Origin of the sequence: Agrobacterium sp. S7/73 (assembly GCF_019355535.1) — a bacterium.
Taxonomy (GTDB): Bacteria; Pseudomonadota; Alphaproteobacteria; order Rhizobiales; family Rhizobiaceae; genus Agrobacterium; species Agrobacterium tumefaciens.
In genome coordinates this window covers 776,601-803,125 of the sequence record NZ_CP072137.1, presented here as the reverse complement: position 1 = coordinate 803,125, position 26,525 = coordinate 776,601, and the positions used below count along the sequence as shown (strand labels likewise).

General features: G+C 59.5%; 31 protein-coding genes. 10 read left to right on the top strand and 21 right to left on the bottom strand.

Annotated features, from left to right (window positions below):
* Position 1: 1 nt before the first annotated feature.
* The 3 genes from J5276_RS18615 to rpmB form a co-directional block, all read right to left on the bottom strand.
* Entirely contained in the window at positions 2-334 is a 333-nt protein-coding gene (locus tag J5276_RS18615; RefSeq protein WP_065704542.1) for a pentapeptide repeat-containing protein, read from the bottom strand.
* Positions 335-450: 116 nt separating this feature from the next.
* Positions 451-1,089 carry a queuosine precursor transporter gene (locus J5276_RS18610; RefSeq protein ID WP_003511348.1) on the bottom strand — a complete coding sequence of 213 codons (639 nt, stop codon included), beginning with the start codon at positions 1,087-1,089 and terminating at the stop codon, positions 451-453.
* Between the two features lie 111 nt (positions 1,090-1,200).
* A complete protein-coding gene (gene rpmB / locus J5276_RS18605; RefSeq protein WP_003509888.1) occupies positions 1,201-1,491 on the bottom strand; it encodes a 50S ribosomal protein L28 in 291 nt (96 codons plus the stop codon).
* 251 nt (positions 1,492-1,742) lie between these two features.
* On the opposite strand from rpmB, the gene J5276_RS18600 reads away from it, so the two are divergent.
* Positions 1,743-2,516: a DUF3108 domain-containing protein gene (locus J5276_RS18600; RefSeq protein WP_013761795.1), complete on the top strand. Its 774-nt coding sequence runs from the start codon at positions 1,743-1,745 to the stop codon at positions 2,514-2,516.
* A gap of 5 nt (positions 2,517-2,521) precedes the next feature.
* Here J5276_RS18600 and J5276_RS18595 read toward each other — a convergent pair whose 3' ends face one another.
* Positions 2,522-2,962: a cupin domain-containing protein gene (locus tag J5276_RS18595; RefSeq protein WP_065662475.1), complete on the bottom strand. Its 441-nt coding sequence runs from the start codon at positions 2,960-2,962 to the stop codon at positions 2,522-2,524.
* Positions 2,962-3,732, bottom strand: a complete 771-nt coding sequence (gloB, locus tag J5276_RS18590) for a hydroxyacylglutathione hydrolase (protein WP_003511345.1) — start codon at positions 3,730-3,732, stop codon at positions 2,962-2,964. The genes J5276_RS18595 and gloB overlap by 1 nt, the downstream gene beginning before the upstream one ends.
* A gap of 107 nt (positions 3,733-3,839) precedes the next feature.
* On the opposite strand from gloB, the gene J5276_RS18585 reads away from it, so the two are divergent.
* From J5276_RS18585 to J5276_RS18570, 4 genes are all read left to right on the top strand, one after another.
* Positions 3,840-4,601 (top strand): class I SAM-dependent methyltransferase, encoded by a 762-nt coding sequence (locus tag J5276_RS18585; RefSeq protein ID WP_003511344.1) that lies wholly within the window; start codon positions 3,840-3,842, stop codon positions 4,599-4,601.
* A gap of 84 nt (positions 4,602-4,685) precedes the next feature.
* Complete coding sequence (gene hisC / locus J5276_RS18580; RefSeq protein ID WP_003511343.1) at positions 4,686-5,792, top strand: histidinol-phosphate transaminase; 1,107 nt, start codon at positions 4,686-4,688, stop codon at positions 5,790-5,792.
* Entirely contained in the window at positions 5,792-6,721 is a 930-nt protein-coding gene (locus tag J5276_RS18575; protein ID WP_003511341.1) for a prephenate/arogenate dehydrogenase family protein, read from the top strand. Before hisC ends, J5276_RS18575 begins: the two co-directional genes overlap by 1 nt.
* Positions 6,722-6,730: 9 nt before the next feature.
* Positions 6,731-7,150: a GNAT family N-acetyltransferase gene (locus J5276_RS18570; RefSeq protein ID WP_013761790.1), complete on the top strand. Its 420-nt coding sequence runs from the start codon at positions 6,731-6,733 to the stop codon at positions 7,148-7,150.
* Here J5276_RS18570 and J5276_RS18565 read toward each other — a convergent pair.
* Entirely contained in the window at positions 7,147-8,148 is a 1,002-nt protein-coding gene (locus J5276_RS18565; RefSeq protein ID WP_013761789.1) for a DUF2125 domain-containing protein, read from the bottom strand. The two genes, J5276_RS18570 and J5276_RS18565, sit on opposite strands and share 4 nt — an antisense overlap.
* A 49-nt stretch (positions 8,149-8,197) precedes the next feature.
* Between J5276_RS18565 and J5276_RS18560 the strand changes: the two genes are divergently transcribed.
* Positions 8,198-8,725 (top strand): gamma-glutamylcyclotransferase, encoded by a 528-nt coding sequence (locus J5276_RS18560; protein WP_065704540.1) that lies wholly within the window; start codon positions 8,198-8,200, stop codon positions 8,723-8,725.
* Here J5276_RS18560 and J5276_RS18555 read toward each other — a convergent pair.
* The 4 genes from J5276_RS18555 to ftsE form a co-directional block, all read right to left on the bottom strand.
* Positions 8,722-9,519, bottom strand: a complete 798-nt coding sequence (locus J5276_RS18555; RefSeq protein WP_025595414.1) for a 1-acyl-sn-glycerol-3-phosphate acyltransferase — start codon at positions 9,517-9,519, stop codon at positions 8,722-8,724. The genes J5276_RS18560 and J5276_RS18555 overlap by 4 nt on opposite strands.
* Positions 9,520-9,642: 123 nt before the next feature.
* The gene (locus J5276_RS18550) at positions 9,643-10,380 is read right to left on the bottom strand and encodes a YdcF family protein (RefSeq protein ID WP_003511336.1); all 738 of its coding nucleotides are present in this window, start codon (positions 10,378-10,380) and stop codon (positions 9,643-9,645) included.
* Between the two features lie 113 nt (positions 10,381-10,493).
* Positions 10,494-11,501: an ABC transporter permease gene (locus J5276_RS18545; protein ID WP_065687913.1), complete on the bottom strand. Its 1,008-nt coding sequence runs from the start codon at positions 11,499-11,501 to the stop codon at positions 10,494-10,496.
* Positions 11,494-12,153, bottom strand: coding sequence for a cell division ATP-binding protein FtsE (ftsE, locus tag J5276_RS18540; RefSeq protein ID WP_003511334.1), 660 nt, complete (start codon positions 12,151-12,153; stop codon positions 11,494-11,496). The genes J5276_RS18545 and ftsE overlap by 8 nt, the downstream gene beginning before the upstream one ends.
* A 200-nt stretch (positions 12,154-12,353) precedes the next feature.
* Here ftsE and J5276_RS18535 point away from each other — a divergent pair, with 200 nt between their 5' ends.
* The 3 genes from J5276_RS18535 to J5276_RS18525 all read left to right on the top strand — a co-directional run bounded on the left by J5276_RS18535 (position 12,354) and on the right by J5276_RS18525 (position 14,137).
* Positions 12,354-13,022, top strand: a complete 669-nt coding sequence (locus J5276_RS18535) for a hypothetical protein (RefSeq protein WP_065704418.1) — start codon at positions 12,354-12,356, stop codon at positions 13,020-13,022.
* Positions 13,023-13,092: 70 nt separating this feature from the next.
* Positions 13,093-13,635: a hypoxanthine phosphoribosyltransferase gene (gene hpt / locus J5276_RS18530; RefSeq protein ID WP_003511330.1), complete on the top strand. Its 543-nt coding sequence runs from the start codon at positions 13,093-13,095 to the stop codon at positions 13,633-13,635.
* Between the two features lie 142 nt (positions 13,636-13,777).
* Positions 13,778-14,137 (top strand): response regulator, encoded by a 360-nt coding sequence (locus J5276_RS18525; protein WP_003511329.1) that lies wholly within the window; start codon positions 13,778-13,780, stop codon positions 14,135-14,137.
* Between the two features lie 193 nt (positions 14,138-14,330).
* On the opposite strand, the gene J5276_RS18520 is transcribed toward J5276_RS18525, so the two are convergent.
* From J5276_RS18520 to argH, 4 genes are all read right to left on the bottom strand, one after another.
* Positions 14,331-17,024 carry a TIGR02302 family protein gene (locus J5276_RS18520; protein WP_065704416.1) on the bottom strand — a complete coding sequence of 898 codons (2,694 nt, stop codon included), beginning with the start codon at positions 17,022-17,024 and terminating at the stop codon, positions 14,331-14,333.
* A gap of 178 nt (positions 17,025-17,202) precedes the next feature.
* Entirely contained in the window at positions 17,203-18,471 is a 1,269-nt protein-coding gene (gene lysA, locus J5276_RS18515; protein ID WP_174012045.1) for a diaminopimelate decarboxylase, read from the bottom strand.
* 13 nt (positions 18,472-18,484) lie between these two features.
* Positions 18,485-18,688 carry a lipoprotein gene (locus tag J5276_RS18510; protein ID WP_035199619.1) on the bottom strand — a complete coding sequence of 68 codons (204 nt, stop codon included), beginning with the start codon at positions 18,686-18,688 and terminating at the stop codon, positions 18,485-18,487.
* 195 nt (positions 18,689-18,883) lie between these two features.
* Positions 18,884-20,284: an argininosuccinate lyase gene (argH, locus tag J5276_RS18505; protein WP_025595424.1), complete on the bottom strand. Its 1,401-nt coding sequence runs from the start codon at positions 20,282-20,284 to the stop codon at positions 18,884-18,886.
* 24 nt (positions 20,285-20,308) lie between these two features.
* Between argH and J5276_RS18500 the strand changes: the two genes are divergently transcribed.
* The gene (locus tag J5276_RS18500) at positions 20,309-20,977 is read left to right on the top strand and encodes a TlpA disulfide reductase family protein (RefSeq protein WP_065704415.1); all 669 of its coding nucleotides are present in this window, start codon (positions 20,309-20,311) and stop codon (positions 20,975-20,977) included.
* 67 nt (positions 20,978-21,044) lie between these two features.
* On the opposite strand, the gene J5276_RS18495 is transcribed toward J5276_RS18500, so the two are convergent.
* The 7 genes from J5276_RS18495 to J5276_RS18465 all read right to left on the bottom strand — a co-directional run bounded on the left by J5276_RS18495 (position 21,045) and on the right by J5276_RS18465 (position 26,378).
* On the bottom strand, positions 21,045-21,926 hold the full coding sequence (locus tag J5276_RS18495; protein ID WP_013761782.1) for a 3-hydroxybutyryl-CoA dehydrogenase: 882 nt from the start codon (positions 21,924-21,926) through the stop codon (positions 21,045-21,047).
* A gap of 117 nt (positions 21,927-22,043) precedes the next feature.
* The gene (locus J5276_RS18490; RefSeq protein ID WP_003511321.1) at positions 22,044-22,973 is read right to left on the bottom strand and encodes an electron transfer flavoprotein subunit alpha/FixB family protein; all 930 of its coding nucleotides are present in this window, start codon (positions 22,971-22,973) and stop codon (positions 22,044-22,046) included.
* 25 nt (positions 22,974-22,998) lie between these two features.
* Positions 22,999-23,745, bottom strand: coding sequence for an electron transfer flavoprotein subunit beta/FixA family protein (locus J5276_RS18485; protein ID WP_013761780.1), 747 nt, complete (start codon positions 23,743-23,745; stop codon positions 22,999-23,001).
* 183 nt (positions 23,746-23,928) lie between these two features.
* Positions 23,929-24,702 carry a rhomboid family intramembrane serine protease gene (locus tag J5276_RS18480; protein ID WP_003511318.1) on the bottom strand — a complete coding sequence of 258 codons (774 nt, stop codon included), beginning with the start codon at positions 24,700-24,702 and terminating at the stop codon, positions 23,929-23,931.
* Between the two features lie 32 nt (positions 24,703-24,734).
* Entirely contained in the window at positions 24,735-25,328 is a 594-nt protein-coding gene (locus J5276_RS18475; RefSeq protein WP_065704414.1) for a cob(I)yrinic acid a,c-diamide adenosyltransferase, read from the bottom strand.
* A 1-nt stretch (position 25,329) separates the two neighbouring features.
* The gene (locus tag J5276_RS18470) at positions 25,330-25,527 is read right to left on the bottom strand and encodes a twin transmembrane helix small protein (protein WP_003497428.1); all 198 of its coding nucleotides are present in this window, start codon (positions 25,525-25,527) and stop codon (positions 25,330-25,332) included.
* A 17-nt stretch (positions 25,528-25,544) separates the two neighbouring features.
* Positions 25,545-26,378, bottom strand: a complete 834-nt coding sequence (locus J5276_RS18465; RefSeq protein ID WP_035199614.1) for an SDR family oxidoreductase — start codon at positions 26,376-26,378, stop codon at positions 25,545-25,547.
* Between the last annotated feature and the right edge of the window lie 147 nt (positions 26,379-26,525).

Genomic DNA, 26,525 nt, shown 5'->3' with positions numbered 1-26,525 from the left:
TTCACACCTGCTGCGCCGCCTTGTAGGCAGCCATCAGATCCTCGACGGGAATGCCGTCGATCTTCATCCCTGTCATTCGGTATCCTGTTATCTGCGCGCCGGACAGGTTGGCGTTGCTCAGTTTCAGACCGGAAAGATTAACGTCGTCGATCGACCAGCCGGACATGTTGCTGTCGGTAAATGACGCGCCGGAAAAGTTGATCTGGTTGAAGCTGGTTCCGGCGAGATTGACGTCGTTGAACACCGTACCCGACAGATTGACGTCGTTGAAGCTGGAGCCTGAAAGCGTGGCGCTGGCGGCCTCCACAATATCGATAACGTCATTGATCTGCATATCTGCCTGCCTCTGATCTGTGCCACGGACCGCAGACTGCAACGCAGTCGGCTGGTTTGCAAGCGCGATTCGATCCACGCTCTCACCCCAGCCTTAAACCTTGGATGACAATGGTGTCAGCCCGATTTGGCGACCTTTGGCATCGGCTTCAGCGTGTTCATCAGTGCGCCGTAGGGCAGTAGCATCACGAGGCCGACGAGGATCTTCACCGAGAGGTCGCCGAGCGCCCAGGAAATCCAGCGCGGTGCCTCCAGAGCGAAGATGCCGAGCACGGGGGCATTTTCAATGGCGAAGGCATCGTTGGGACCGACGAAGGAGAAACTCGCAGCAAAGGCGATGGAGAAGAACAGCGCGGTATCCAGCACCGAACCCAGCATCGAGCCGGCAAGAGGTGCGTGCCACCAGCGCTGGCGGCGCAGGCGGTTGAATACGGAAATATCGAGCAGCTGGCCAATCAGATAGGCGGTGCCGGAGGCAACGGCGATACGCGGGATCGAGGTCCAGAAGGACAGTGTGACACCAACAATAAAACCGGCAAGTACGACGCGGCGCGCGACTGACGGGCCGAACTGGCGGTTTGTAAGGTCTGTGACGAGGAAGGCGACCGGATAGGTAAAGGCACCCCAGGTCAAAAGATCGCCGAGATTGACGCCGAACAGCGATCCGGAAAGCGGGTATTGCACCAGAATATTGGACGCGACGACCACCAGTGTCATCAGCAGAACGTAAATGAGCGTGTAGCGCAGGTAGGGCATTTTTTTATCCTGGGTGATGCCACCAGTTGGAGCCGAATTAGAACAAGCAAAAGGCTTGAGCGGCAAAAGCCATTCAAGCCTTCTGAATATCAGTGATGTCGAAACCGCTAATTAAGCAGCTTCGGCCGTCTTCTTGGCGATCTGGCGGCGCAGGAGACGAGCGCGCATGCTCAGTTCGTTTTCGCCGGACTTCAGAAGGAAGGCATCGAGGCCGCCACGATGTTCAACGGAGCGCAGAGCTGCTGCGGAAACACGCAGGCGGAAACGCTGGCCGAGAGCATCGGAGATCAACGTAACCTGGCAGAGGTTCGGAAGGAACCGGCGCTTGGTCTTGTTGTTGGCGTGGCTGACGTTGTTGCCCGTCTGGACGCCCTTGCCGGTCAATTCGCATACACGGGACATGGGTACACCTATTTCGTTTGTCTGTTTCACCACTGGCTCGCCACCGGCAAAACCGTGGTGGCAATCCAACTGGCCATGATTGGAAAGTTGCGGTTCTATAGTCAGACGGGACTTAACAGTCAAGCCGCTCGCGAGCAAATGAAAGGAAATTCCGGCGTTTTCAACCGGCATCCGCTTTTTTATTGCCACAAGTCGGCGTATATGATCGCCCCATAAGGCCGCTTCCGCGCCTCTTTTAAGGTGATATCCAAATGATTGCCAGAGGAAAAAGCATTTTCATGGCTGTGACAATGGCGTTTGCAGGCGTATCTCCCTCGCTCGCCGCCGAAGCCCGCCATACAAGCGAATACAGCATCAATCTCGGTATTCTACCAATTGCCAAGGCGAGTTTTTCGACTCGCATGAACGGCCCGAACTATTCGATTTCCGGTTCCTTCAGCTCAGCAGGGCTTGCAAGCGTTCTGGCGGATATTTCCGGCAAGACGACGATTTCGGGTGCCAAACGCGGCCATCGGCTGCAGGCGAATACATATTCGCTTGTTTACAAGGACGGCAAGCGGGTGCGGACCTATGATGTGGTCTATCGTAACGGCAACGTCACATCGACGACGGTGAAACCGGAGCCGAAGGCGCGGCCGGACAATTGGGTGAATGTGAAGGACGGCGACCTGCGCTCCGTCCTCGATCCAATCTCTGGCCTCATCATTCCCGCCGGCGGCCGCATCTGCCCGTCGCGCCTGCCGATCTATGACGGCGAATCGCGGCTGGATCTGGTGTTGAGCCCCAGCGGCACCAAGCCCTTCAAGACGAATGGCTTCAGCGGCGATGCCGTGGTCTGCAAGGCGCGTTACGTGCCGAAGTCGGGTTATCGCCAGGGCCGCAAGGATATCGAATACCTGAAATCCATTTCCATGGAGATATGGTTCGCCAAATCCGACAATATGGATGTCTATGCCCCGGTCTACGCCGTCATTCCGACGCGGGTAGGCCAAGTCTACATCACCGCCACCAAATATGGCGGTTGATGTAGTTACGGGGTATCGCCCGGCGACCATCCGGGTTCGGCCATCACGAAGCTTGAAAAGGCGAAACCCGGCGAGACGGTGCAGCCGACGAGGGTGAAGTCGCCGAGGCTTTCTGCCGATTGCCAGCAATTGGCAGGTACGATCACCTGCGGGCGCTCGCCTTCCAGAATGTCGGGGCCGAGGGTAAAGGTCTGTACCTCCCTGCCATCTTCGGAAAGATGCAGGGTGATCGGAGCGCCGGCATAATAGTGCCAGACCTCCACCGCATCGGTGACGCGATGCCAGTGAGAGAGCGTCCCCTTTTCCAGAAGATAATAGATCGCCGTTGAATGGCCGCGCTCACCACCTGCCTTGTCGCGAAATGTCTGGTGGTAAAAGCCGCCCTCGGGGTGCGGCTCCAGTTCCAGTTCGCGAATGATCGCTGCCGAAGACAGATCGGCGCCCATCAGAAATTGTCCTTGCGTGTGCGGATTTCGGCAAAGACTTCGGCATCGGTTGCCCCTTCAAGGCCAAGATGACTGCGGATGCCGGCATCGGCCACCCGCATATAAGGGTTGGTCTGTTTTTCCAGCCCGATGGTGGTGGGAATGGTGAATTCATTCGCCTGCCGCGCCTTTTCGACGCTTTCGGCGCGCTCGATTAGAGCCGCGTTATCAGGATCGACGGTGAGCGCGAAACGGGCATTCGAAAGTGTATATTCGTGGCCGAAATAGACTTTCGTGTCATCCGGCAGCGCCATTAACTTCTGGAAAGAGTGCCACATATCTGTTGCCGTACGTTCGAACAGGCGACCGCAACCCATGGCGAAAAGCGTATCGGCGGCAAACAGCAGGCCGTCATCGGGAAGGTAGTAGCAGATATGCCCCGCCGTATGACCGGGTGTGGCAATGACCTGAACGCGCCGTCCGGCAAATTCGAACTCGTCGCCATCGGCCTGGGACCGGTCGAGACCGGGGATCGCAATCGCCTCATCATGTGGGCCATGTATTTCGCACTGGAATTTGTCCTTCAGCGCCAGATTGGCTTCCACATGGTCCTGATGGTGGTGAGTGGTAAAGATATGCGTGAGCTTCCAGCCATGCCCATGAAGAGCCTGCAGGATGGGGCCTTCCTCCGGCGCATCGATCGCGGCGGTCGCCCCGCTTTCTGGATCGTGCAGCAGAACGCCAAAATTATCACTGCGGCAAAGAAAGACGTCTATTTCCAAAGGTTTCATCGTGGTCCTCTCCATTTGCCGGCCTTAGCCGGCGCATTTGTCCGCCTGAATTTCAATGTAGGCGCAGACGCCTTGAAGTCCAACCGCCTGATGCTACATTCTCGCCCATGAACACCGATATCGTCGATCTGCGCGAATTCTATCATTCCCCGCTTGGCCGCTCGGCCGAGCAGGCGATCACCATGGCGCTTTCATCGCTCTGGCCGCCTTTGCCGGAGGAAAGGCTGGTCGGCCTCGGTTACGCCGTGCCGTTTCTGGAGCGGTTCCGTCATGACACGGAGCGCACCTTTGCCTTCATGCCGGCGGGGCAGGGAGCGGTGAACTGGCCGGCAGGCGAGCTTTCCTCCACGGCGCTGGTGTTTGACGAGGAACTGCCGCTACCCGATTCGTCGATAGACCGGGTGTTGATGGTGCATGCTCTGGAATTTGCCGAAAATCCGCGCGAAACCCTGAAAGAACTCTGGCGGGTGCTGGCGCCCGGCGGGCGTCTGGTGATCGTGGTGCCGAACAGGCGTGGGGTCTGGGCACGCATGGAACACACACCTTTCGGCTCGGGCCGGCCCTATTCGCGCGGGCAGTTGACGGCGCTTCTGCGCGAGACCAATTTTACGCCGGGGGCAAGCGCCGAAGCGCTTTTCTTTCCGCCCACCACCAGCCGCCCGGTACTGAAATTCCGCCGATACCTTGAGCTTACCGGCCGCAGGCTCTGGCCGCTGTTTTCCGGCGTTATCGTGGTTGAGGCACAGAAACGTCTCTATCAGGGATTGCCCGTTACCCAGCGCGCCTCACGCCGGGTTTTCGTGCCGGTCCTTGCGCCTCAGGGTGTGCCCACCACCCGCACCGCCGCAAAGCACGGAAAGCCGCGCTGACCCTCGACAAAGGGGCCATTCCGGTCTAATGCCTCCGGCATTGCTTTTGCCGGGCTCCCCGGCGCATTTCCGAAGGTCGATCAAATGAGTGCAGAGCTTAGCCAACCTCTTCCGCGTCCGGGTATTCTGGATATCGCCGCTTATGTTCCCGGCAAGGAACATGTGGATGGCGTCGCGAAGGTTTATAAGCTCTCCTCCAACGAAACGCCGCTCGGGCCAAGCCCGAAGGCGATCGAGGCATTCGCCGCCACCGCCAGCCATCTGGAAATCTATCCCGACGGACAGGCGATTGCGCTGCGTCAGGCGATTGCAGACGTGCATGGCCTCAACATAGCGAATATCATGTGCGGTAACGGCTCGGATGAGCTTCTTGGCCTGCTCTGCCACGTCTATCTGGGTACGGGCGATGAGGCGATCATCACCGAACACGGTTTCCTCGTCTACAAGATCCAGATCATGGGTGCGGGCGCAACGCCGGTGACGGTGAAGGAAAAGGATTGCGCCGTCGATGTGGACGCCATTCTTGCCGCCGTCACGCCAAGGACGAAGATGGTTTTCATCGCCAATCCCGGCAATCCCACCGGCACCTATGTTCCGGTCGCGGAAATCCGCCGCCTTCAGGCTGGTCTGCCGAAACATGTCGTGCTCGTGCTTGATGCGGCTTATGCCGAATATGTACGCAAGAACGACTACGAGGCCGGTCTCGAGCTGGTGTCTGGGAACCGCAACGTGGTGATGACGCGCACCTTCTCCAAGGTTTACGGTCTGGCCGCACTGCGCGTCGGCTGGATGTATGGTCCGGCCGCCATCATCGATGCGCTGAACCGGGTGCGTGGTCCGTTCAACATGAGCGCGCCGGCGATCGCAGCGGGTGCCGCGGCCATCCGCGATCAGGCATTCCTGGAAAAGGCGATCTCTCACAACACGCTCTGGCTGGAGAAACTCACGACGGTCTTCACCGGTCTCGGCCTCAAGGTCACGCCATCAGTCACCAACTTTGTCCTGATCCATTTCCCGGACCAGGATGGCAAGCGTGCACCAGATGCGGACGAGTTCCTGAGCCGCCGCGGTTATATCCTGCGTGCCGTGCGCGGTTACGGTTTCCCCAATGCCTTGCGTATGACGGTTGGTTCGGAAGAAGCCAATCTTGGCGTCATCGCCGCGCTCACCGAGTTCATGGGGCAGGCGTAATGGGCGAGATCATGTTTGAGCGCATCGCGCTTGTTGGCATCGGCCTGATCGGCTCGTCCATTGCGCGCGACATCAAGGAACTGGGTCTTGCCCGGCATGTCACGATTTCCACCCGCAGCGCGGAAACGCTGAAGCGGGCAGAGGAACTGGCGCTTGGAAGCGAGTATACGACATCCGCCGCGCAGGCGGTCAGGGATGCTGATCTTGTGATCGTTTCAGTGCCGGTCGGTTCATCCGGGGCGGTTGCCGAGCAGATCGCGCCGCATCTGAAGCCCGGCGCCATCGTCACCGATGTCGGCTCTACCAAGGCCTCTGTCATCGCGCAGATGGCGCCGCATATGCCTGACAATGTGCATTTCATTCCTGGACATCCGCTGGCGGGTACGGAAAAATCTGGCCCGGATGCCGGTTTTTCCGGTCTTTTCCGCGAGCGCTGGTGCATCTTCACGCCGCTGCCGGGCACGGATGCGGAGGCGCTGGAAAGGCTCAAGGATTTCTGGCGGGCGCTCGGCTCGCGTGTGGATGAAATGGATGCCGAACACCACGACAAGGTTCTGGCGATCGTCTCGCATCTGCCGCACATCATCGCCTACAACATCGTCGGCACGGCGGACGATCTGGAGACGGTAACCGAGTCGGAAGTCATCAAATATTCCGCTTCCGGCTTCCGAGATTTCACGCGTCTCGCCGCCTCGGACCCCACCATGTGGCGCGATGTCTGCCTGCACAACAAGGATGCCATCCTCGAAATGCTGGCACGGTTCTCGGAAGACCTTGCTTCGCTGCAAAGGGCGATCCGCTGGGGGGAGGGCGACAAGTTGTTCGAACTGTTTTCCCGCACACGCTCCATCCGCCGCTCCATCATCGAGGCCGGTCAGGACGTCGATACGCCTGACTTTGGGCGTCACGCGCTGGATCAGAAGAAGTAGGGCGCTGAAGTGATATTGATATCGGCGGCGACGGATGACGATATCGAATGGCTGCTGCGGGAAGACAAATGGATCGATGAGGATTGGTTGCGGCGTTGCGTCGGACGCCGCGAATATCTCGTCGCGAAAGAAGATACGATTCTAGTCGGTTTTCTGCGGTTCTCGATGTTCTGGGGTAAGATCCCCTACATGGACATGATCCGCGTCGTTCCCGAGTTTCGGGGACATGGCGTCGGCGCAACGCTTACAGTTTTTTGGGAAACTCTGATGCGTGAGCAGGGTGCCTCACTGGTGATGACGTCCAGCCAGCAGGACGAGCGGGAACCGCAGATGTGGCATCGTCGCAATGGATACAAAGAAGCCGGCATCCTGCATCTTTCAAAAATTCAGGATGCCGCTGAGGTGTTTTTTACAAAAGCTCTCTGTTAAATCGGCGGGATCTTCCCCAGCGGAATGAAACCGCTGACGGTGGCGCGGCCGCGATCCACCACGAGGTCGACGGACGCCCTGTCGCCGCCGCCGGCGAGTGCGCGGAGCATTTTGCGGGCGGTATCGATGGTGGATTGCAGCTGCGGAAACGCCTGCTTGGCATTGTCCGACCAGGCGTCGAGCTTTTCGATCTCCAGCTTGAACTGGCCGGAGAGATAGCCCTCATTATCGAAGGAGAAAGGGCCGCTGATACGCATGGTGCGGCCTTCGCCGATATCAGCGACCAGCCGGCGAAGCTCGCCGCTCGCACCGTAAAGCCCGGCCGTATCGCTGCCGTCTACCATACCCGCCTTGCCGGCAAGGGTGACATCGGCGATGGCGTTGAGGCGCGGCAGAAGTTGCGGCCAATCCTTGATGACGGTTGACGAGTCGGTCAACGTTATCGCGCCGTCTAGATCGGCGCCGTTCTGGCGCAGATGCATTTCCGTCTTGGCGGCATCGAAATCGATCGTCTGGCCGGTAACGGTGGAAACCGCCTGAGCCTTCAGGCCGTCGATGACAAGCGAGGTACGGTCGATACCCCTAAGCTTGGTGACGATGCTCGACTGCATGTTCTGCCAGAGGGCTGAAACCGTCAGGCCGTGCGCGGTACGGATTTCAGCCGGTGCATCCAGTTCCCAGACAATGTGGCCGGGATTGTAGACTTGCGCTGCGGAACGCAATTCTCCGAACGAGGCTGAAACGCCATTCTGCTTGTCGTCCACCGTTACCTTGGAGCAGAAAAGGCCGATGCGGAACGGATAACCCTTGAACGCAATGTCGCCGCATTCGCCGCTGACGTTTCTGGCCTGCGAAGGCGAGATGACGTTCAGAACTGTCTGCTTCAGCTTGTCGGCGGCATAAAACCACCCGGCCGTGTAAAGTCCGATAACCAGCACGACGGCGATACCAAGCCAGAGGAATTTTTTGACCGTGCCGGATTGGCTTGACGATGCCATATTGATCTCCGATGAACAGACTTCAGATAAATTCGATTTGGCTTGGGATATGGACGATTTTTGGGTCTTTGGCTACGGTTCGTTGATGTGGAACCCGGGCTTTGCCTTTGAGGAAAGGCAGCAGGCGCGGCTGCACGGTTATCGACGCTCCCTCTGCATCAGTTCAAATGTGTACCGCGGCACTGAGGAGAAGCCCGGCCTTGTTCTCGGTCTGGAGCGCGGCGGCTCCTGCCTCGGCGTTGCCTTTCGCGTGCGCGGAGCGGACCATGGTCCGGTCATGGCCTATCTGCGCGAGCGCGAGCTGGTAACGAATGTCTACAAGGAACGCGTCGTTGCCATTGCGCTCGCCGATGGCACGCGCGGCAGTGCCGTGACCTATGTGGCCGATCCCGCCCACGAGCAGTATATTGGTGGTCTGGGTGTCGCGGAAGCGGCTACAATCGTGGCTGCCGCATCGGGCCGGTCCGGCCCGAATGCCGATTACGTCTTCAATACCGTGCAGCATCTGCAGGATATGGGTATTCGCGACACGCTGCTGGAAAGCATTGCCGCCAGTGTCGGCACGATCGCGGTTTAGCCGGCGGGAGTGTCTTGCCCCTGAAGTTCCGCGATACGCTTCACGGCGGTCGGTGGCAGCGGCAGGTGCGGATTGTTGCGCGCGGTCTCCAGCAGCAACTCGTCGCTCGCCTTTTCCGTCACCTCGATCAATGTCTTGAAAAACACGTCCGGGTCCAGTCCCGGCTCGATGGCCGGCAAGATCCGCACCTTGAAATGGCCGGGATAACGCATTGTCGAGCGGCGTGGCCAGAAGAGGCCGGGATGCATGGCGACCGGAATGACGGGGACTTTGAGGTCGCGGTAAAGACGTGCGATGCCATAACGATATTCGGGCTCAGCGCCCGGTGGCCGGCGTGTGCCTTCGGGATAGATTATGAGTTCGCGGCCAGCCGCCATCTCCTCTCTCGCCCGCTCCATGACCTTTAGCATCACCTTGCCGCGCGCGGCGCGGTTGACCGGGATCATGCGCTGCTTCATCGCATACCAGCCGAACAGCGGGATCCACAAAAGCTCGCGCTTCAGAATATAGACCGGATCGGGAAGGTTGGGCAGCAGCGCATAGGTGTCCCAGAAGGACTGGTGTTTGGGGGCGAAGATACAGCCGGTTTCGGGAATGTTTTCCAGCCCCTCGATCTCGAAGGTGGTGCCGACAATGGTCTTCATCAGCCAATGGTTGGATCGCGCCCAGTTCTTGGGGATTTCATAGGCTATTCTGCGCGGCAGGATGAAATAGATCGGCGTGAGCACGATCATGCGGACAATCAGATTGAGATAAAACAGCGTATTGAAAAGAAAAGAGCGCAGCTTGAGCATCGACAGAATTCCCGGGTTGCAGCCGTTCCGAAGCTCAGGCGCGCCTCGATGCCGGATGCCGATGCCAGACGCCTACACGAAAACAAGGCTCCGCAGCAAGCGTGTTCTCTCCGTTCTTTCCATTCACGGGGAAGAGGTTGCCGCCTTGATCGTGGGGTGATCGGCGCCCGCCTTGCGCAACCCGTCGCCCTTGCCGAGCCCGGTCAGGTCGCGTCCTGCTGCAATCACGAATTTCATGTATTCGTAGAGCATGGTCCGGACCACATCCGGCTCCGCGAACCAGTTGGTGCGGGCAAGGTCGGCGCTGATAACGGGATAGGCGATGAATTGGGTCTGCGGGCTGGCATTGTGCAGTTCATGCAGGCTGCGATGCATATGGTAATTGTTGGTGACGACGACGATGGAGGAATAACCGTGGTCGCGTATCCAGCTCGCCGCCTCATTGGCGTTGCCGATGGTGTCTATGGCCTTGTAGCCCATGTCCACGCAGCAGGAAAACATGTCCGAAGAGCCTTGCGTCATCTTGCGGATTTGCGTGCGGGTGGTGGCCGGGTTGACGCCGGAAATCAGAAGGCGCTTGCCAACGCCGTCCCGCAGCAGGCCGACCGCCTGTTCGATGCGCTGGTAACCGCCGGTCAGAACGATGATCGCGTCGCCCTTGGCGCCTTCGGGCGGGCGCATGGAGGCGACTGAATCTGCGAACCACAAAAAACCGCCGGAAAAAGCCCCGAGAGTAATGACGCAAAGCAGGATGAGACCGCGAATAAAACGGCGCAGGCGACTTCGCCGCGACAACAGGCCCTTTTTTGCCTGTCGCGTGGTCGTCTGCTCCTGATCATGGTCCGTCCGACTCACAAACATTCCTCCTGAATACTCGCCGATTAAGGCAAGGAACAGGCATTTTTGTCCACCGTCCGCAAGTTACATCCGGCGTGTGAAGGGTGCAGTTTCCTCGCGAGATCCGGGAGACGGCGTCACGATGCGACACCGTCGCTTTTAGACGGATCGGAGCGGACGCGGTCGATATCATCGATCGTGCGGATGACCGTCACACGCGCGGTGATGGTGGTGAGCAGCGCGATGATGATCATCGTCGTGGCGATGCCGATATAACCACTGAGGCCAACGGAAAAGGAGCCGAAAAGCGCACTTGCCTGATCGCTTTGCGGCGTTGCAACCGTGCTCGATTGCCAGAAACCGGCGGCAAGGAAAACTGCCGCTGCGAGGGCGCTGCCCGCTGCCGCACCTTTCAGGCTGATCTTCAGGAAGTGCTTCTGGAATTCCCGCGCGACGAAGCTGCTTTCGGCGCCGACGAAATGCAGCACCTCGACGATGTGCCGGTTGCCGGAAAGCGCGCCGCGCGTTGCAAACACCACCGTCAGCACCATGGCGGTGAAGACGAGGATCAGGACCCCGACGCCGATCATGACGGTGGTCCTGGCCATGGAGACGAGCCTGTCGACCCATGTACGGTGGTCATCCAGAAACGCCTGTGGAATTTCAGCCTTCAGCATATCGCGCATGGCCTGAAAATCGGGCGGGTGGTTTTCATCGATGGTAATCACGACGAGGCGCGGCACCGGCAGTTCGGAAAGATCGAGGCCACTGCCGAGCCACGGCTCCAGAAGACGCGCGGTGGCGGCGTCATCGAGGATCGTGCCATCCCGCGTGCCGACGAAAGTGAGCGCCAGAGAACGTGCCTTGGTGAGCGCTGCATTCATGTCCAGCCCGTCCTCGGGTTTGATCTGAATGGTGATTTCGCGGGAAATCTGGCTCTGCCAGGTGGCGGCGGTGGCACGCACCATGGAAACGGCACCAAGCGTCAGGCAGGCGAGAAAGGCCATGATGGCGATCACCACCATCAGCGCGTTGCCCTGAATGTTGGAGGGCGGCAGAATGGGTGCCATCGGGCGGATACGCATCGGCGGCCGCTTCGGTGCGGTCGCCTCTGGTCTTAACTGTTTGCGGTTGATCTCATTCATAGATGTCGAGCCGCCCTTCGGTGAGGATCATCCGGCGTGCGTCGATCTGGTCCATCAGGCCGAAATCATGGGTGGCGATGACCACAGCGGTACCCAGCCGGTTGAGCTCCAGAAAGAGGTTGAGAAGGCGCTTGGCCATCGGCGGGTCGACGTTGCCGGTCGGCTCGTCGGCCAGCAAAATTTCCGGCTGGTCCATCAATGCGCGGGCAATGGCGGCGCGTTGCTTTTCCCCACCGGAGAGGATGGCCGGAAGCACATTGATGCGCTCGCCAAGCCCGACCCATTTCAGAAGCTCGATAACGTCGTTGCGGTAGGCGCTTTCTTCCTTGCCGCGCACACGCAGCGGCAGGGCGACATTCTCATAGGTCGTCAGATGATCGAGCAGCCGGAAATCCTGAAAGACGATCCCGACGCGGCGGCGCAGCATGGGCAGCTCGCTGCGCGGAATGCGCGACACATCGCGGTTGAACATGCGGATATTGCCGCGTGTGGGCTGCAGCGACATCAGCAGCAGGCGCAGGAACGTGGTTTTGCCGGCACCGGAAGGGCCGGTCAGAAACTGGAACGAACCCTTGGGAATGTCGAAGGTCATGTCCCTCAGGATTTCGGGGCCCATGCCGTAACGCAACCCGACATTTTCGAAATGGATCAACGGACTTCCAGTCTCTTCGTTTCGTGGTGGTTCGCAAACCGCTGGCGCGTGAGGCCCGGATGCGCCGTTTAACCCGGTTCCGGTAGCCTATGCGAGCCGTTTTTGCGAAGCATTAACCAATTAAATTTAAAACTTGGCAGGATTCGTTGCAATGCCCAGTTTTGCGGGCCGGAAAACCTCACCCAAGGAATTCTATGGCTATGTTCCGTTCATCTCGCCGGCAAGCGGCATTCGATTTCGACCTCCTGATGCCGGAAGCGCCAGTGCGCCGTACGGCGCGGGCAACCCACACCGGCCCCGATGTGGTAGACGCGGAATTTGTCACCATCAAGGAAAACCGTGTCCGTCAGCCCGGAAACGATAATCGCGGCGCGATGCGCCGTCAGATGGAAAAACCGCCCGTCACCGCCAGTGCTCTTGGTTACGCGTTCATCGGCTGGGTGGACCGCAAATTGTCGCGCCTGTCTGTGGATGCCTATTCGGCGCTGGTTGCGGCGCTCGTCATTTTTGTTTTCATCTGCTCAGGCGGCCTGTCGGTGGTCGTGCCGGAAAAGCCGATCGTTGCGGCCGCAAACCCGCTTGCCATTTCCCATGTCACCATCACGCCGCAGGAGGCTGGCGGCATGGATGTCCTGCTCATCAACGGTATTGTGGAGAACAACGGTGCCGCTCTGGAAGAGGTGCCGGCACTTCGCGCCGACCTCTTCGTTGCCAAGGGGCAACTGGTCGCCAGCATGGTCATCGAACCGCCGGTCAGGCAGATGCAGCCCGGTTTCAGCCACGGATTTTCGGCAAAGTTGCGCCATCCCGGTGGAAAAACGCCTGAGATCAAGCTTTCCTTCGTCGAAGCGGGTGCTTCCGAACGTTGACTGTGCTAACGCGTGGTCTTCGTATTTTTACTGAAAGGTAAAATCGGCAAGGCGCAGCACAGGAGAAAGAATGCCCGTCGTCCGTGGAAAAAACATTGAGCCGCTTTACACCGCCGAGCAGATTGCCGAGCGCAATCGCGACATGGCCAAGCATATAGCGAGCGGCCCGACCAAGGATTTGCTGGTCATCGCCGTGCTCAAGGGATCGTTCATTTTCGCGGCCGATCTCATCCGCGCGCTGCATGACAGCGGCCTTGCCCCCGAAGTCGAATTCATCACGCTTTCGAGCTACGGTGCCGGCACCGTTTCGCAAGGGGTGAAGATCGTCAAGGATATCGACAGCGACGTGAAGGACCGCGATGTTCTTCTGATCGACGATATTCTCGAATCCGGCCGCACGCTGCGTTTCGCCAAGGAACTGCTTTACGAACGTGGCGCCCGTCACGTCACCATCGCCGTGCTGCTCGACAAGAAGGTCAAGCGCAAGGAAGATCTGGAGGCCGACTATGTCGGTTTCGAATGTCCCGATTATTTCGTCGTGGGTTACGGCATGGATGTGGCTTACGCCTTCCGCGAACTGCCCTTCGTAGGCGTCGTCACGGGCGACGCCTGACGATTTCTGCCGTGCCGGGATGGGACATGCCGGAGACGCCTCATTAACCATTCACCCAGCGAAACCCTGGGTGTTTACCTCTTGAAAAGAGGAGCCTGCGATGTTGCTCACGGCTGGAAATGATGCCCAGGAGCAATGATTAATGGCGAAGATTCTGATTACCGAAGATGAGGATGCATTGCGGGCTTTCGTTGCCCGTGCGCTGCGTCTCGACGGTCACGAGACCCACGAGGCGGCAGACGGCGAGCAGGGGCTGGAGAAGCTTCAGGAAACCAATTTCGATCTCCTTCTTTCGGATATCCGCATGCCGGTCATGGATGGCATCGAGCTGGCGCACCGCGCCGCCGAACGCTTCCCGGCCATGCGCATCCTGTTGATGACGGGTTATGCCGAACAGCGCGAACGCGCTGATGATCTGGCAGAAAAGATCGTGGACGTGGTTTCAAAACCTTTTGCGCTTCCGGATATCCGCAAGGCTGTTGCGCGGGCGCTTGCGGCCTGAGCGATAAGGCTACAGAGATTTGAGAAAGGGCGGCCCTTTGGGCCGCCTTTTTTTGTTGCGGAGTTATCAACTCTCTCCGCCGTCATGCTCGGGACAAGGCCGAGGATGACGTGGAGTGTTTGATAAGCTGGCCTTTCCTAAAAAATGCGCGAGGTTAAACACGCCCGATCGCTAGGAATGGCGGCCTCCATCCTCACCGTATATCCAGCAACCGCTCCAGATAACGCCGCTCGATTTCACCCGGCGGGTTGTTGCCGAGCTTTTCCCGGATAGCCTCGAGAATTTCGCGGGCGCGCTGCACGTCGATCTCATCAGGCACCTTCACCTGGTCGCCGAAATCGGGGCCGGTTGTGCTGCGCGGACGGCCGAGTGGATCGCGGCCGTTCTGTCCGCCTTGGCCCGCCATGCCTTCCTGCCCCTGTCCGGGCTGCTGTCCCTGCTGGCGCATGGCCTGCATGATCTGGCCCATCATATCCTGCGCGCCCTGTCGCAGCGCGTTCAGCGCATTGCCCTGACCTTCGACCGCCTGTTCGCCCTGGCTTTTGCCGAGTGCTTCGCCGGCGCCTTCCATTTCCTGCTGCGCCTTGCCGAAGTTTTCGCCCGGCTCCATGCCGAGATCACGAAGGCCCTGCTGCAATTCGCCCAGCTGCTTGCCCAGCGCGTCCTGCTGCGCCCTCAGATTTTTCAGCGCCTCGCGCAATTGTTCGGCGGTCATCTGCTCGCTCGGCTGTCCGCCTTGCTGGCCGTTCTCGCCCTGCTGGCCCTGCTGGCCCTGTTGCGGTGATTCACCGTTTTCACCCGTCTGCGGGTCCTGACCTTCGCCGCCATCCTGCGGGTCGCCGCGCTGCATGCGGTCACGCAGCGCCTGATCGAGCTTGAAGGTCTCGTCCATCAGCTTCTGCTGCTGTTGCAGAATTTCCCCCAGCTTGTCGATCTGCTGGCGCATCTTGCTGCTTTGCTGCTGCCCCTGCTGGCCCTGACGTTGCGGCCGTCCCGCCTGCAGGTTGTTCATCATGCGTTGCAGCTGCGAGAGCATTTCCTGTGCTGCGTCACGGTTGCCGGAGCGCGCGAGGTTTTCGATCTGGTTCATCATGTTTTCGAGATCGCGCTGCCGCAAGACGTTTTGTGCCTGCTGGTTCATGTTGGCTTGCGGCGCATTCTGCATGCGCTGTGCAAGCTCGCTCATGAACTGCTGCATCGCCTCACGCAGTTCCTGCATCAGCTTGGCGACTTCCTCATCGGAGGCATTGCGCTGAAGCGCCTCGGAAAGCGCTGTCTGCGCATCACGCAGGCGTTTTTCCGCCTGCGAAAGATCACCATCCTCGATGCCGAGCGCGATCTCCCAGAGATAATCGGCGGTGTTCTTCAGCATCTCCTCATTATAGGCGAGCCGCATGCGGGTCTGCGCCGATTGCAGCAGGAGATAGTGCGTGGTGTTGGGAATGGTTTCATCCGGACGCAGACCAACCGCCTCGTTATAGGCGATCGCCTTTGGCATCTGGCGCGTGTCGAGCGAGAATATCTGCCGCTGTTCGGCAACCGAAGCCGCCAGCGGTTCAGAGAAATTGCGGCCCGGCAGCACCATTTCATGCGCGGGGCTGCGGCCGGTCTGGCCGGCACCATCTGTTGCCACCAGCGTGATGCGCACGCGCTTACCTGCCATGGGATGTTCGGTCAGGTTGCGGCTGGTCAGCCCCTTGATCTCGCGGTTGTTCTGCCGCGGCAGGTCGAGCTTGAATTCCGGCGGCGGGTAAAGTGCTGTTGCACCCTCCGCAACGCCAAGCGGCTCGATGATGGCGTGGGCTTCCTTGATGCCATAGTCGTCCTTGGCGGTGAAACCCACCTCCAGCGCACCATTGACGGCGCGGCGCGGCATGTTGTCGAAGCCGATGGTCGGTGGCTGGTCAGGAATGACGTTGAACACCCATTGTTCGCCATTGGCGGTGATCATGCCGCTTTCGGTCACATCCATTGCAAAGGTGCGCGGTGTGACAGGTTGATCCGGCGCGCGTTTTTCTGTCTGTGCCGCCACATCGCCACTTGCGCTGTCGGCGCGCGCCGCTTCGGGGGCAAGCTTCTGCAGGGCGCCGGCGGTCTCAGGCTCGAAGGTCACTTCCTCGCCGCCATCGCCACCGGTCATGCGGATCGTCAGTTTGGAGGATTGCGGCACGGACACCGCGTCGTGGCCAGTCGCATCGCGCCCTGTCAGAAAAATCGGGGCGCGGCCGGTATAGGCGGGCGGCGTGACCCAGGCGTCGAGACGGATATCGGGATTGAGCGGACCGGCTGCCGGCCGGCTACGGAAGGCATCTGCAATCGTGCCTGCACCATTGGAATAGGAAAAACCGAAGGCGACAACCAGAAAAAGGGCGGGAATGGCGCGTAGTGCCGAGCGGTCGTAACGGGCGATATCTGGTTTCGGCAGGCCGGCATTCAGCGCGGCGATGCGTTCCGCCATACGGATCTGGTGTTCTTTCCACAAGGCGCGGGAAATGGGGGTGTCCAACGCCGGTTCGTCTTCCTGCACGCCGACTGGCTGGTGAGCGAGACCATTGCGTTCTTCCAGAAGGCGGGACGCGTCGTTGTCTGTCGGCCATTTCAGCCGGACGATTGGCAGGATGGTGCTGATGAAACCGAAAACCAGCAGGAAAACGATGCCCAGCCGCACGAAGTCAGGCATTTGCCGGTAGAGGCCGAACCATGCGAGCGCTAGAAACGCGGCGGCGATGGAAAGCGGCCACAGCGTCTTCGGTGCTACTCTTTCCGAAAACAACACGATTTTTGCGAAGAAGCGTTTAGCCGCAACCCGGCGGGCAAGATCCGGCCGCTGCGCGAATGCGCCGGTAGGGCGCTTTCTGCCTGTCCTGTCCTCTCCGGCTGTGGTCATCAATCCGTTCTCCCGGTTCTGGCCACGTCAAACGCCATTCCCGGAACGGCGAGCTGCTTGTATTATGAGAAGCAAGGATAACATTCTTTGTGGCGAAGACGAGGGCAAGTGGATGCTCACCCCCATTTTTTAGGCAGCTTCGCTCAATTGTGATCGACCAAGCCGGATGTATGGCGGATCAATCGAGCCAGGCGGGTACTGAATCGAGAGCGATCAGCTCTTCATAGGTTCCGCGCGGGCGGATGACGTGGAACTTGTCACCCTTTACCAGCACTTCCGGCACCAACAGGCGCGAATTATAGGTGCCTGCCTGCACGGCGCCGTAAGCACCGGCGGAGCTGACGGCAATCAGATCACCCGGCTGCGGTGCGGCCATCTCGCGGTCCAGCGCCAGATAGTCACCCGTTTCGCAGACGGGGCCAACGATATCGGCCTTGATGCGAGGGGCGTCTACCGCGGGCTGCACGACAGGGCGGATGCCGTGATAGGCCTCGTAAAGCGTCGGGCGGATGAGGTCGTTCATCGCGCCATCGACAATCACGAAGTTCTTTTCGCCGCCATCCTTCACATAGATCACTTCCGTCACCAGAATGCCGGCATTGCCGACGATCAGGCGTCCCGGTTCGGTGATGATCTTGCAGTTGAGGCTCTTTAGCTCGTTCTTGACGATATGCGCATAGGCATCCGGCAGCGGCGGCGGATTATTGTCCTCGCGGTAGGGAATGCCGAGACCGCCGCCGATATCGACGTGGCTGATCGTGTGCCCGTCCGTGCGCAGGGATTCCACCAGTTCGCGCAGCAAGCGGAACGCATCCTCGAAGGGCTGCAATTCTGTGATCTGGCTGCCGATATGCATATCGATGCCGGTGACTTCGATGCCGGGCAGGGTGGCGGCGTGGGCATAGACCGCACGCGCCCGCTCATAGGAAATGCCGAACTTGTTTTCTTTTTTGCCGGTGGAAATCTTGGCATGAGTGCGCGCATCCACATCCGGATTGATGCGGAAGGACACATGCGCCCTTTTTCCGGCCTTGACGGCGCGCAGGTTGAGGACCTCAAGCTCCGGCTCGGATTCGATGTTGAAGCAGTAGATGCCGGCTTCCAGCGCGTAATCCATTTCCGCCACCGTCTTGCCGACGCCGGAGAACATGATGCGGTTTGCCGGTACACCGGCGCCAAGCGCGCGGCGCAATTCGCCGCCGGATACCGCGTCGATACCCGCGCCAAGCTTTGCCAGCGTCTTCAGAACGGCCTGGTTGGAATTGGCCTTCATGGCGTAACAGACCATGGCGTCCACATCGGCGAAAGCGCCTGAGAACACCTTGTAGTGGCGCTCCAGCGTCGCGGTCGAATAGACATAGAACGGCGTGCCGACCGCCTTGGCGATCTCAGGCACGGGCACGTTTTCGGCGTGAAGCACGCCGTCGATATAGCCAAAATGGTTCACAGGCTTTTTCCCGTCAGAGAAGCTTGTCGAGGATGAACGGCCGCTCCGCCGTTGCCGGCTTCGTCTCGGTTCCGTCGGCATTGCGCTTGTTGCGCATTTCGACCGGCGTGCTCGGCGGATCGATATCGCCTTTTCGCCCGCAGGCACTGAGAGCAAGACTGACGGCGAGCGCCATGCCGATGGGAACGATGAGATTGCGCGCGGTTTTTGAAAGCATGAGCCTGTCCAAAGGAAATATGTGCTTCTCTGATAACGAAAAACAGGGCGCTTGTGCACCCTGTTTCTTGTGATCGCAGCGTAACGCAGATTTATGAGGGCGGCGGAGAAAAATGGAATCGTTTCCGCCGCCCATTTTAATTTGTCTGCGCATCGGATTTTCCGAAAACCGCTTCACACTTATCGGTCCGATGCGTTAGTTGCGTCCACGCCACCAGGCGATCTGCTTCTTGACCTCGGAAGGAGCCGTTCCGCCGAAGCTGGTGCGGCTGGCAACCGATGCCTCGACTGAAAGAACGTCGAAAACGCCGCTTGTAATGGCCGGATGGATCGCCTGCAGGTCTTCCAGCGAAAGATCGGCCAGATCGCAGCCTTTCTTTTCCGCCAGTGCCACCGCATTTCCGGTCACATGGTGGGCGTCGCGGAAGGGCAGGCCTGCCTCGCGCACCAGCCAGTCAGCAAGATCGGTGGCGGTGGAATAGCCCGAACCGGCGGCCGCACGCATGCGGTCCTTGCGCACCTCAAGGTCGCGGATCATGCCGGTCATGGCGGCGATGGCCAGTTCCAGGCTTTCGGCGGCATCGAAAACCTGTTCCTTGTCTTCCTGCATGTCCTTGGAATAGGCGAGTGGCAGGCCCTTCATCACAGTCAAAAGCGCCACCAGCGAGCCGTTGATGCGGCCGGTCTTGGCTCGCACCAGTTCGGCGGCGTCGGGGTTCTTCTTCTGCGGCATGATCGACGAGCCGGTGGAAAAGGCATCGGACAGGCGGATAAAGCCGAATTGCGGCGTCGACCAGATGACGATTTCTTCGGCGAGGCGCGACAGATGCGTGGCGCAGATCGAGGCGATCGACAGGAACTCCAGCGCGAAATCGCGGTCGGAAACGGTGTCGATGGAGTTGCGGGTCGGCTCGCGGAAGCCGAGCGCCTTTGCCGTCATGTGGCGGTCGATAGGATAACCGGTGCCGGCCAGCGCTGCTGCACCGATCGGGCTTTCATCCAGATGTTCGATTGCGTGACGCACGCGGGCGCGGTCACGGCCGAACATTTCCACATAGGCCATGCAATGATGGCCGAAGGTGACGGGCTGGGCCGTCTGCAGATGGGTGAAGCCGGGCATGACCGTATCGGCATTTTCCTCGGCGCGGTCGAGGAAGGCGGCGATGAGCGCGGTCAGCATGCCTTCCGTCTTCTGCAGCTCTTCCTTGACCCAGAGGCGGAAATCGAGCGCCACCTGGTCGTTGCGCGAGCGGGCGGTGTGCAGACGCCCTGCCGCCGTGCCGATGAGGGTGGCAAGTCGCGCCTCGATGTTCATGTGAATGTCTTCGAGCTTGCGCGAGAATTCGAAGCTGCCAGCCTCGATTTCTGACAGGATCGTGTTCAGGCCGTGAACGATCTTGTCTTTATCTTCCTGCGAAATAATGCCTTTTTCCGCCAGCATGGTGGCATGCGCTATAGAGCCGCGGATGTCCTGGGCATAAAGCTTCTTGTCGAAGCCGATGGAGGCATTTATCTCTTCCATGATGGCTGATGGCCCGGAAGCGAAACGTCCGCCCCACATCTGGTTGGAGGATTTCTGATCTGTGCCGTCAGCCATGTTCTGCGTGCCCTGGAGTATTCGATGACAGAAAAAAGGCCGTTCAGGCTTCCTTCCGCCAGATTGGTTGCAATTGCTGCCGTTGCCGGTGTCGTGTTCGGCGCGGGTGCGGTCTGGTTCAGGCATATTGGGTCTGAGAGCCCGGTTCAAGGGGCAGCGGTTGCCGAGGCCGGTTTATGTGAAGGTGCGGCAAACCGCATCGCCTCGCTGAAACCCCTCCTGAAGGGCCAGGTGGCGGCCATGTCGGCCACGGATACGCCGCGCGGCATCCCGCTGTCCTTCAAGGGTCCGCAAGGGTCGGACATGTCGCTTGCCGATCTCAAGGGCAAGGCGGTTCTCCTCAATCTGTGGGCCACCTGGTGCGTGCCATGCCGGGAGGAAATGCCTGCGCTGAACGCACTCGAGAAGGAAAAGGGCAGCGATGGCTTTGAGGTTGTTGCGGTCAATATCGACACCGGCGCGGACGAAAAACCGAAAGCCTTCATTGACGAATACAAGATCGACGCGCTGAAACTTTATCGCGACAGCTCCATGGGCGTCTTCAATGTTCTGAAAAAGGAAGGGCTGGCTTTCGGCCTTCCCGCAACTCTTCTGCTGGACGAAAAAGGCTGCCTGATTGCCGCCATGAACGGTCCGGCAGCCTGGGACAGCGAAGATGCCAAGGCGTTGGTATCGGCAGTGAAGGCTAAATAATTGTCCAGTGCGGGAGGGACTTACCTCCCGTCATCTCGAATGATTTCAGAGGAATATCTCTTGCGCCTTAGCGCGTCGGAACAGGTGTCTCGCCACGGTAATCGTAAAAACCGCGACCAGATTTGCGGCCGAGCCAGCCGGCCTCGACATATTTCACCAGCAGCGGGCAGGGGCGGTATTTGCTGTCGGCCAGCCCGTCATGCAGCACCTGCATGATCGACAAACAGGTGTCGAGACCGATGAAGTCGGCAAGCTGCAACGGTCCCATCGGATGGTTGGCGCCGAGCCGCATGGCGGTGTCGATTGCTTCCACCGAACCGACGCCCTCATAGAGCGTGTAGATCGCCTCGTTGATCATCGGCAGCAGGATGCGGTTGACGATGAAGGCCGGGAAATCCTCGGCGACGGTGATCGCCTTTTCCAGCGTCCGCACATAGTCCTTCGCCGCATCGAAGGTCTTTTCGTTGGTGGCGATACCGCGCACCAGCTCCACCAGCTTCATCACAGGCACCGGGTTCATGAAGTGGATGCCCATGAACTGTTCGGGACGATCGGTCGCGGACGCAAGGCGGGTGATGGAGAGGGAAGACGTGTTGGTGGCCAAAAGCGCTTCGGGCTTCAGTACCGGGCAAATCTGCGCATAGATCTTGCGTTTGATTTCCTCGTTTTCGGTAGCAGCCTCAATGACCAGATCCATGGGCGCCAGATCGTTGACGTCAGTCGAACCGCTGATGAGCGCGAGTGCATCTTTGCGGGCGTCGTCGGAGAGCTTGCCGTTGGTGACCTGACGGGCAAGATTGCCGTTGATCGTGGCAAGGCCGGCTTCGATTCCGTCCTTGGAAAGATCGTAAATGTGCACCTTGTAACCGGCCAAGGCGGAAACATGCGCGATGCCGCAACCCATTTGACCGGCTCCGATGATACCGATGTTTTTAAAGGGGGCGGTCATATGCTGGTCTCCTCATGGGATTTCATCTGCGTCATTTGCGGCGATGTTACGCATATCGCCGAAAAAGAGAAGGCGGCGCGTTCAAAAAACGCGCCGCCTTTGGCTAAAGGCTTAAAATCACAGAGCCTTCTGGAGTTCCGGCAGAGCCTCGAACAGGTCTGCGACGAGGCCGTAATCGGCAACCTGGAAGATCGGCGCTTCCTCGTCCTTGTTGATGGCTACGATGACCTTCGAGTCCTTCATGCCGGCCAGATGCTGGATGGCGCCCGAAATGCCGGCAGCGATGTAAAGCTGCGGTGCCACGACCTTGCCGGTCTGACCGACCTGCCAGTCGTTCGGTGCATAACCCGCATCGACGGCTGCGCGCGATGCGCCGACGGCTGCACCGAGCTTGTCGGCAACCGGCAGGATCACTTCGCGGAACTTTTCCGAGGAGCCGAGTGCGCGACCGCCCGAGATGATGATCTTCGCAGAGGTCAGTTCCGGACGATCGGAAGAGGCGAGCGCGTCGGACACAAAGACAGAAACGCCGGGGTTCTCGGCAGCGCCGATGGTTTCCACCGGTGCCGAACCGCCTTCAGCGGCTGCCGCAAACGCGGTGGGGCGCACGGTGATGACCTTCTTGGCGTCGCTTGCCTGCACCGTCTGGATGGCGTTGCCGGCATAGATTGGACGTTTGAAAGTATCCGGGCTGACGACCTCAATGATTTCCGAGACCTGGGCCACATCGAGAAGGGCTGCGACGCGTGGGGCGACATTCTTGGCCGAAGCGGTCGCCGGTGCGATGATGACATCATAGGAAGGGCTCAGCGAGACGATCAGCGCCGCCAGCGGCTCGGCAAGCGCGTTGGCATAGGATGCGTCGTCGGCAAGCAGTACCTTGGCAACGCCGGACAGTTTCGCCGCCGCGTCGGCGGCACCCTTCGCACCGGAGCCGGCAACGAGCACGTGGACGTCGCCGCCAATCTGCGTTGCCGCCGTCAGCGTCTTCGCCGTCAGGTCGGAAAGGGTTGCGTTGTCGTGTTCTGCCAGAAGAAGAATGGCCATGTTGTAATCTCCCTTTTCCGAAACCTTAGAGGACGCCGTCGGCTTTGAGCTTTTCGACCAGCTCAGCCACCGAGCCGACCCTGATGCCGGCCTTGCGGCCTGCGGGCTCCTCGGTCTTCAACACCTTCAGACGCGGCGTGACATCGACGCCGAAATCGGCCGGGGTCTTCTTGTCGAGTGGCTTCTTCTTTGCCTTCATGATGTTCGGCAGCGAGGCGTAACGCGGCTCGTTCAGACGAAGATCGGTGGTCACGACAGCGGGAAGTTTCAGTTCGACCGTCTGCAGGCCGCCATCGACTTCACGCGTCACAGCGACCTTGCCATCAGACGGTACGACCTTGGAGGCGAAGGTGCCCTGGCCCCAGCCGAGAAGGGCGGCCAGCATCTGACCGGTCTGGTTACTGTCGTCGTCAATCGCCTGCTTGCCGACGATGACGAGGCCGGGCTGCTCGGCTTCCGCCACGCCCTTCAAAAGCTTGGCGACGGCTAGCGGTTCGACCGTCTCGTCGGTCTCGATAAGGATGGCGCGGTCGGCACCCATGGCGAGCGCCGTGCGCAGCGTCTCTTCCGCCTTGGCAGGGCCGATCGACACGACCACGACTTCTTCGGCCTTGCCGGCTTCTTTCAGCCGCAGAGCCTCTTCCACCGAGATTTCGTCGAACGGGTTCATCGACATCTTCACATTCGCGAGTTCAACGCCCGAACCATCCGACTTCACGCGGATCTTGACGTTGTAATCAACAACTCGTTTGACAGGGACAAGGATCTTCATCGGCGGTTTTCCTCAAACTCCTGTCCGCGAGGCGACAAGACCGCGCGGACCTCCAAAAACAGGTTGGCGACATGGATAAGCATTTTTCCCGCAAATACAACGGAGCAATGTTCATTATCACATGCACGCAAGGCATACCTTACGTTGACGTTAACGTAAATAATTTATCTCTTCGTCAACGGCTCATCTGCTCCCGTCATAGCCCCGTTCGATTTGCGACAACCCCGCCGTTTGCGACGGATTCTTGAACTGCGCCGCCCTTGGCGGAACAATCGTGCGGTCGAACAGGGGAACGTCCGGCCGGCGCATGAAAATTACCATCACAGCCCCGGCCAATATGCCGCCCACATGTGCCCCCCAGGAAACATTTTCCTCAAGGCCAAGTGCCAGCATCAGAAATTGCTGTCCGATCCATAGCGCCAGCGGAATGAAGGCAGGCAAGGGCAACGGAATGCGCATGAACACCAGAACCCAGACGCGCACCTTGGGATGCAGGAGAAAATAGGCCGCGACGACGCCGGAAACAGCGCCTGATGCACCGATAAGCGGCCCTTCTGACATGGGTGCGACAAAGCCGTGCAACAGCGCGCCGGCTATGGCGCAGGCGATGTAAAAGATAAGGAAACGGAAGTGGCCGAGTGCGTCCTCGACGTTGTCGCCGAAGACCCACAGAAACAGCATATTGCCTGCCATGTGCCAGAAATCCAGATGCAGGAACGCATAGGTGACGACGGTCAGGTCATCCGGCACCACCTGCAAGGCGGGCTCCAGGTAGGCGTAGTCGAACACCACAGCCGGGATGAAACCGAGGCCGAGCGCTGCGGCATTGGCCTGGACGTCACTGGCAAGCACGCCGGTAAATAGCCATACCAGCACGTTGACCACGATCAGGCCGATCGTGACATATTGCAGCCGGATATGTTTGAGGGAATTCGCATCGTGCAGCGGTATGAACATCGAATGCCCTTCGTTTGTGCGAGAGATAGGCTTTAGCGGTTCTTGCCGGGAACCCACAATATGTCAGCCTTGCCCATGTCATTGGCAAACCGGGCGGCAACGAACAGGAAGTCGGACAGGCGGTTGACATATTTCAGCGCTTCCGGGCTGACGATCTCGTTTTCAGCAACCGAGAGTTCCACCATGAGCCGTTCCGCGCGTCGGCAGATCGTGCGCGCCAGATGCAGATTGGCCGCCGCCGCATTGCCGCCCGGCAGCACGAAGGAGGTCAGCGGCTCAATTGCGGAGTTGAGGTCGTCGATTTCGTTTTCCAGCCGCGTGACCTGGCTCTCGATAATGCGCAGCGGTTCGTAGGCTGGCGGCTCGTCGGTTTCCGGGGTCGCGAGATCCGCGCCGAGGTCGAACATGTCGTTCTGGATGCGGAACAGCATGGAATCCAGCTTTTCCATGCTGGCAATATCAGTGTTGGCGGTATGCAGCCGCGCCACGCCGATCGCCGAATTCGTTTCGTCCACCGTGCCATAGGCCTCGACGCGAAGATCGTGCTTCAGGCGGCGGGGACCGGACACCAGCGCCGTCGTGCCCTTGTCGCCGGTGCGGGTGTAGATCTTGTTCAGCTTCACCATGTCAGCGTCCACCGCCGGTGAGCCAAAGGGTCAGCATGATGAGCACGATGGCGATGGCCTGCAACAGAAGGCGAAGCTGCATCAACTTGTTGGAGCGGTTGGCGTCTTGGCCCTTCAGCATGTTGAAAAGGCCTCGTATCAGCACGATGACAACGAGGCCCATAACGATAAGGGCCAGAACAGTGGTGAAGCCGGACATTTAGGGGGTACTCCTCCTCAATCGAATCTGCGCAGCAGACGATAGAACAGTCCGGCAGGCAAGAGCCGTTTCAGCAACAGCCCCTGTTTGGCGGGAACGGTGACGGGATAATGCGGTTTTGGCTTTGCGGCGGTCAGGGCGTGTTTCAGCACGGCATAAACGGCATCGGGGCCAAGCTTGTGGCGGTTGACCGGGCCGGACCCATCCATCCGCGCCAGCTGACGCTTGTATTCCACAGCATGGGCCGAGTTTTCCAGATCGATCTTGTCCCTGACGTGGGCAAGCGCCGTCGTGGTGAATTTCGACGTGATCGGCCCCGGTTCGATCAGGCTCACATGGATGCCGCTGCCCTGAAGTTCCATGCGCAGCGTGACGCCAAGGCCCTCGATCGCGAATTTCGATGCGGTATAGGCACCACGATAACGATAGGGAACGAGGCCGAGAATGGAGGAGCAATGCACGATGCGCCCTGAACCGTGCTGGCGCATGAAGGGAATGACCCGCCGCGTCAGATCGTGCCAGCCGAAGACGTTGGTTTCGAATTGCTGCCGCAGTGCTTCCACCGGCAGATCCTCCACAGCACCCGGCTGGCCATAGGCGCCGTTGTTGAACAGCGCATCGATGCGGCCTCCGGTTCTGGCCGCAACCGTATCCACGAGAGCCGCGATGGTTTCGGGCTTGGTATAGTCCATGATCAGGGTTTCTATGCCCTCATTTTCGAGCGCGGCCATATCGACGATGCGGCGCACGGTGGCAAACACTCTCCAGCCGTCGCGGTGAAGCGCGCCGGCACAATGGGCTCCGATGCCCGAGGAACATCCGGTAATTATGATGACGGGTTTTTCAGGCATCTATGCCGCTCCGGAAAGCCGAATGTTGCGCTGGCCCGATGGTCCGGCCTGTGAAAATTGTATTGCGCAAAATCTGTATGCCTGCGGGAACCGAAAGGCGGGCTTGTGCGCTGTACAAAGTAGAGCTGACTTCCCATATTCGGGGCG

Coding starts and splice junctions, on each gene's coding strand:
- J5276_RS18480 (WP_003511318.1), bottom strand. CDS start 24,702: ATGTTCATACCGCTGCACGATGCGAATTCCCTCAAACATATCCGGCTG.
- J5276_RS18510 (WP_035199619.1), bottom strand. CDS start 18,688: ATGCTTTCAAAAACCGCGCGCAATCTCATCGTTCCCATCGGCATGGCG.
- J5276_RS18495 (WP_013761782.1), bottom strand. CDS start 21,926: ATGACCGCCCCCTTTAAAAACATCGGTATCATCGGAGCCGGTCAAATG.
- J5276_RS18595 (WP_065662475.1), bottom strand. CDS start 2,962: ATGGGCGCCGATCTGTCTTCGGCAGCGATCATTCGCGAACTGGAACTG.
- J5276_RS18565 (WP_013761789.1), bottom strand. CDS start 8,148: ATGGCATCGTCAAGCCAATCCGGCACGGTCAAAAAATTCCTCTGGCTT.
- J5276_RS18560 (WP_065704540.1), top strand. CDS start 8,198: ATGGACGATTTTTGGGTCTTTGGCTACGGTTCGTTGATGTGGAACCCG.
- J5276_RS18485 (WP_013761780.1), bottom strand. CDS start 23,745: ATGAAGATCCTTGTCCCTGTCAAACGAGTTGTTGATTACAACGTCAAG.
- J5276_RS18550 (WP_003511336.1), bottom strand. CDS start 10,380: ATGTTTGTGAGTCGGACGGACCATGATCAGGAGCAGACGACCACGCGA.
- rpmB (WP_003509888.1), bottom strand. CDS start 1,491: ATGTCCCGTGTATGCGAATTGACCGGCAAGGGCGTCCAGACGGGCAAC.
- J5276_RS18475 (WP_065704414.1), bottom strand. CDS start 25,328: ATGGTGAAGCTGAACAAGATCTACACCCGCACCGGCGACAAGGGCACG.
- J5276_RS18465 (WP_035199614.1), bottom strand. CDS start 26,378: ATGCCTGAAAAACCCGTCATCATAATTACCGGATGTTCCTCGGGCATC.
- J5276_RS18545 (WP_065687913.1), bottom strand. CDS start 11,501: ATGAATGAGATCAACCGCAAACAGTTAAGACCAGAGGCGACCGCACCG.
- J5276_RS18520 (WP_065704416.1), bottom strand. CDS start 17,024: ATGACCACAGCCGGAGAGGACAGGACAGGCAGAAAGCGCCCTACCGGC.
- J5276_RS18500 (WP_065704415.1), top strand. CDS start 20,309: ATGACAGAAAAAAGGCCGTTCAGGCTTCCTTCCGCCAGATTGGTTGCA.
- J5276_RS18490 (WP_003511321.1), bottom strand. CDS start 22,973: ATGGCCATTCTTCTTCTGGCAGAACACGACAACGCAACCCTTTCCGAC.
- J5276_RS18600 (WP_013761795.1), top strand. CDS start 1,743: ATGATTGCCAGAGGAAAAAGCATTTTCATGGCTGTGACAATGGCGTTT.
- hpt (WP_003511330.1), top strand. CDS start 13,093: ATGCCCGTCGTCCGTGGAAAAAACATTGAGCCGCTTTACACCGCCGAG.
- J5276_RS18525 (WP_003511329.1), top strand. CDS start 13,778: ATGGCGAAGATTCTGATTACCGAAGATGAGGATGCATTGCGGGCTTTC.
- hisC (WP_003511343.1), top strand. CDS start 4,686: ATGAGTGCAGAGCTTAGCCAACCTCTTCCGCGTCCGGGTATTCTGGAT.
- J5276_RS18535 (WP_065704418.1), top strand. CDS start 12,354: ATGTTCCGTTCATCTCGCCGGCAAGCGGCATTCGATTTCGACCTCCTG.
- J5276_RS18575 (WP_003511341.1), top strand. CDS start 5,792: ATGGGCGAGATCATGTTTGAGCGCATCGCGCTTGTTGGCATCGGCCTG.
- J5276_RS18615 (WP_065704542.1), bottom strand. CDS start 334: ATGCAGATCAATGACGTTATCGATATTGTGGAGGCCGCCAGCGCCACG.
- J5276_RS18610 (WP_003511348.1), bottom strand. CDS start 1,089: ATGCCCTACCTGCGCTACACGCTCATTTACGTTCTGCTGATGACACTG.
- argH (WP_025595424.1), bottom strand. CDS start 20,284: ATGGCTGACGGCACAGATCAGAAATCCTCCAACCAGATGTGGGGCGGA.
- J5276_RS18470 (WP_003497428.1), bottom strand. CDS start 25,527: ATGTCCGGCTTCACCACTGTTCTGGCCCTTATCGTTATGGGCCTCGTT.
- J5276_RS18585 (WP_003511344.1), top strand. CDS start 3,840: ATGAACACCGATATCGTCGATCTGCGCGAATTCTATCATTCCCCGCTT.
- gloB (WP_003511345.1), bottom strand. CDS start 3,732: ATGAAACCTTTGGAAATAGACGTCTTTCTTTGCCGCAGTGATAATTTT.
- J5276_RS18555 (WP_025595414.1), bottom strand. CDS start 9,519: ATGCTCAAGCTGCGCTCTTTTCTTTTCAATACGCTGTTTTATCTCAAT.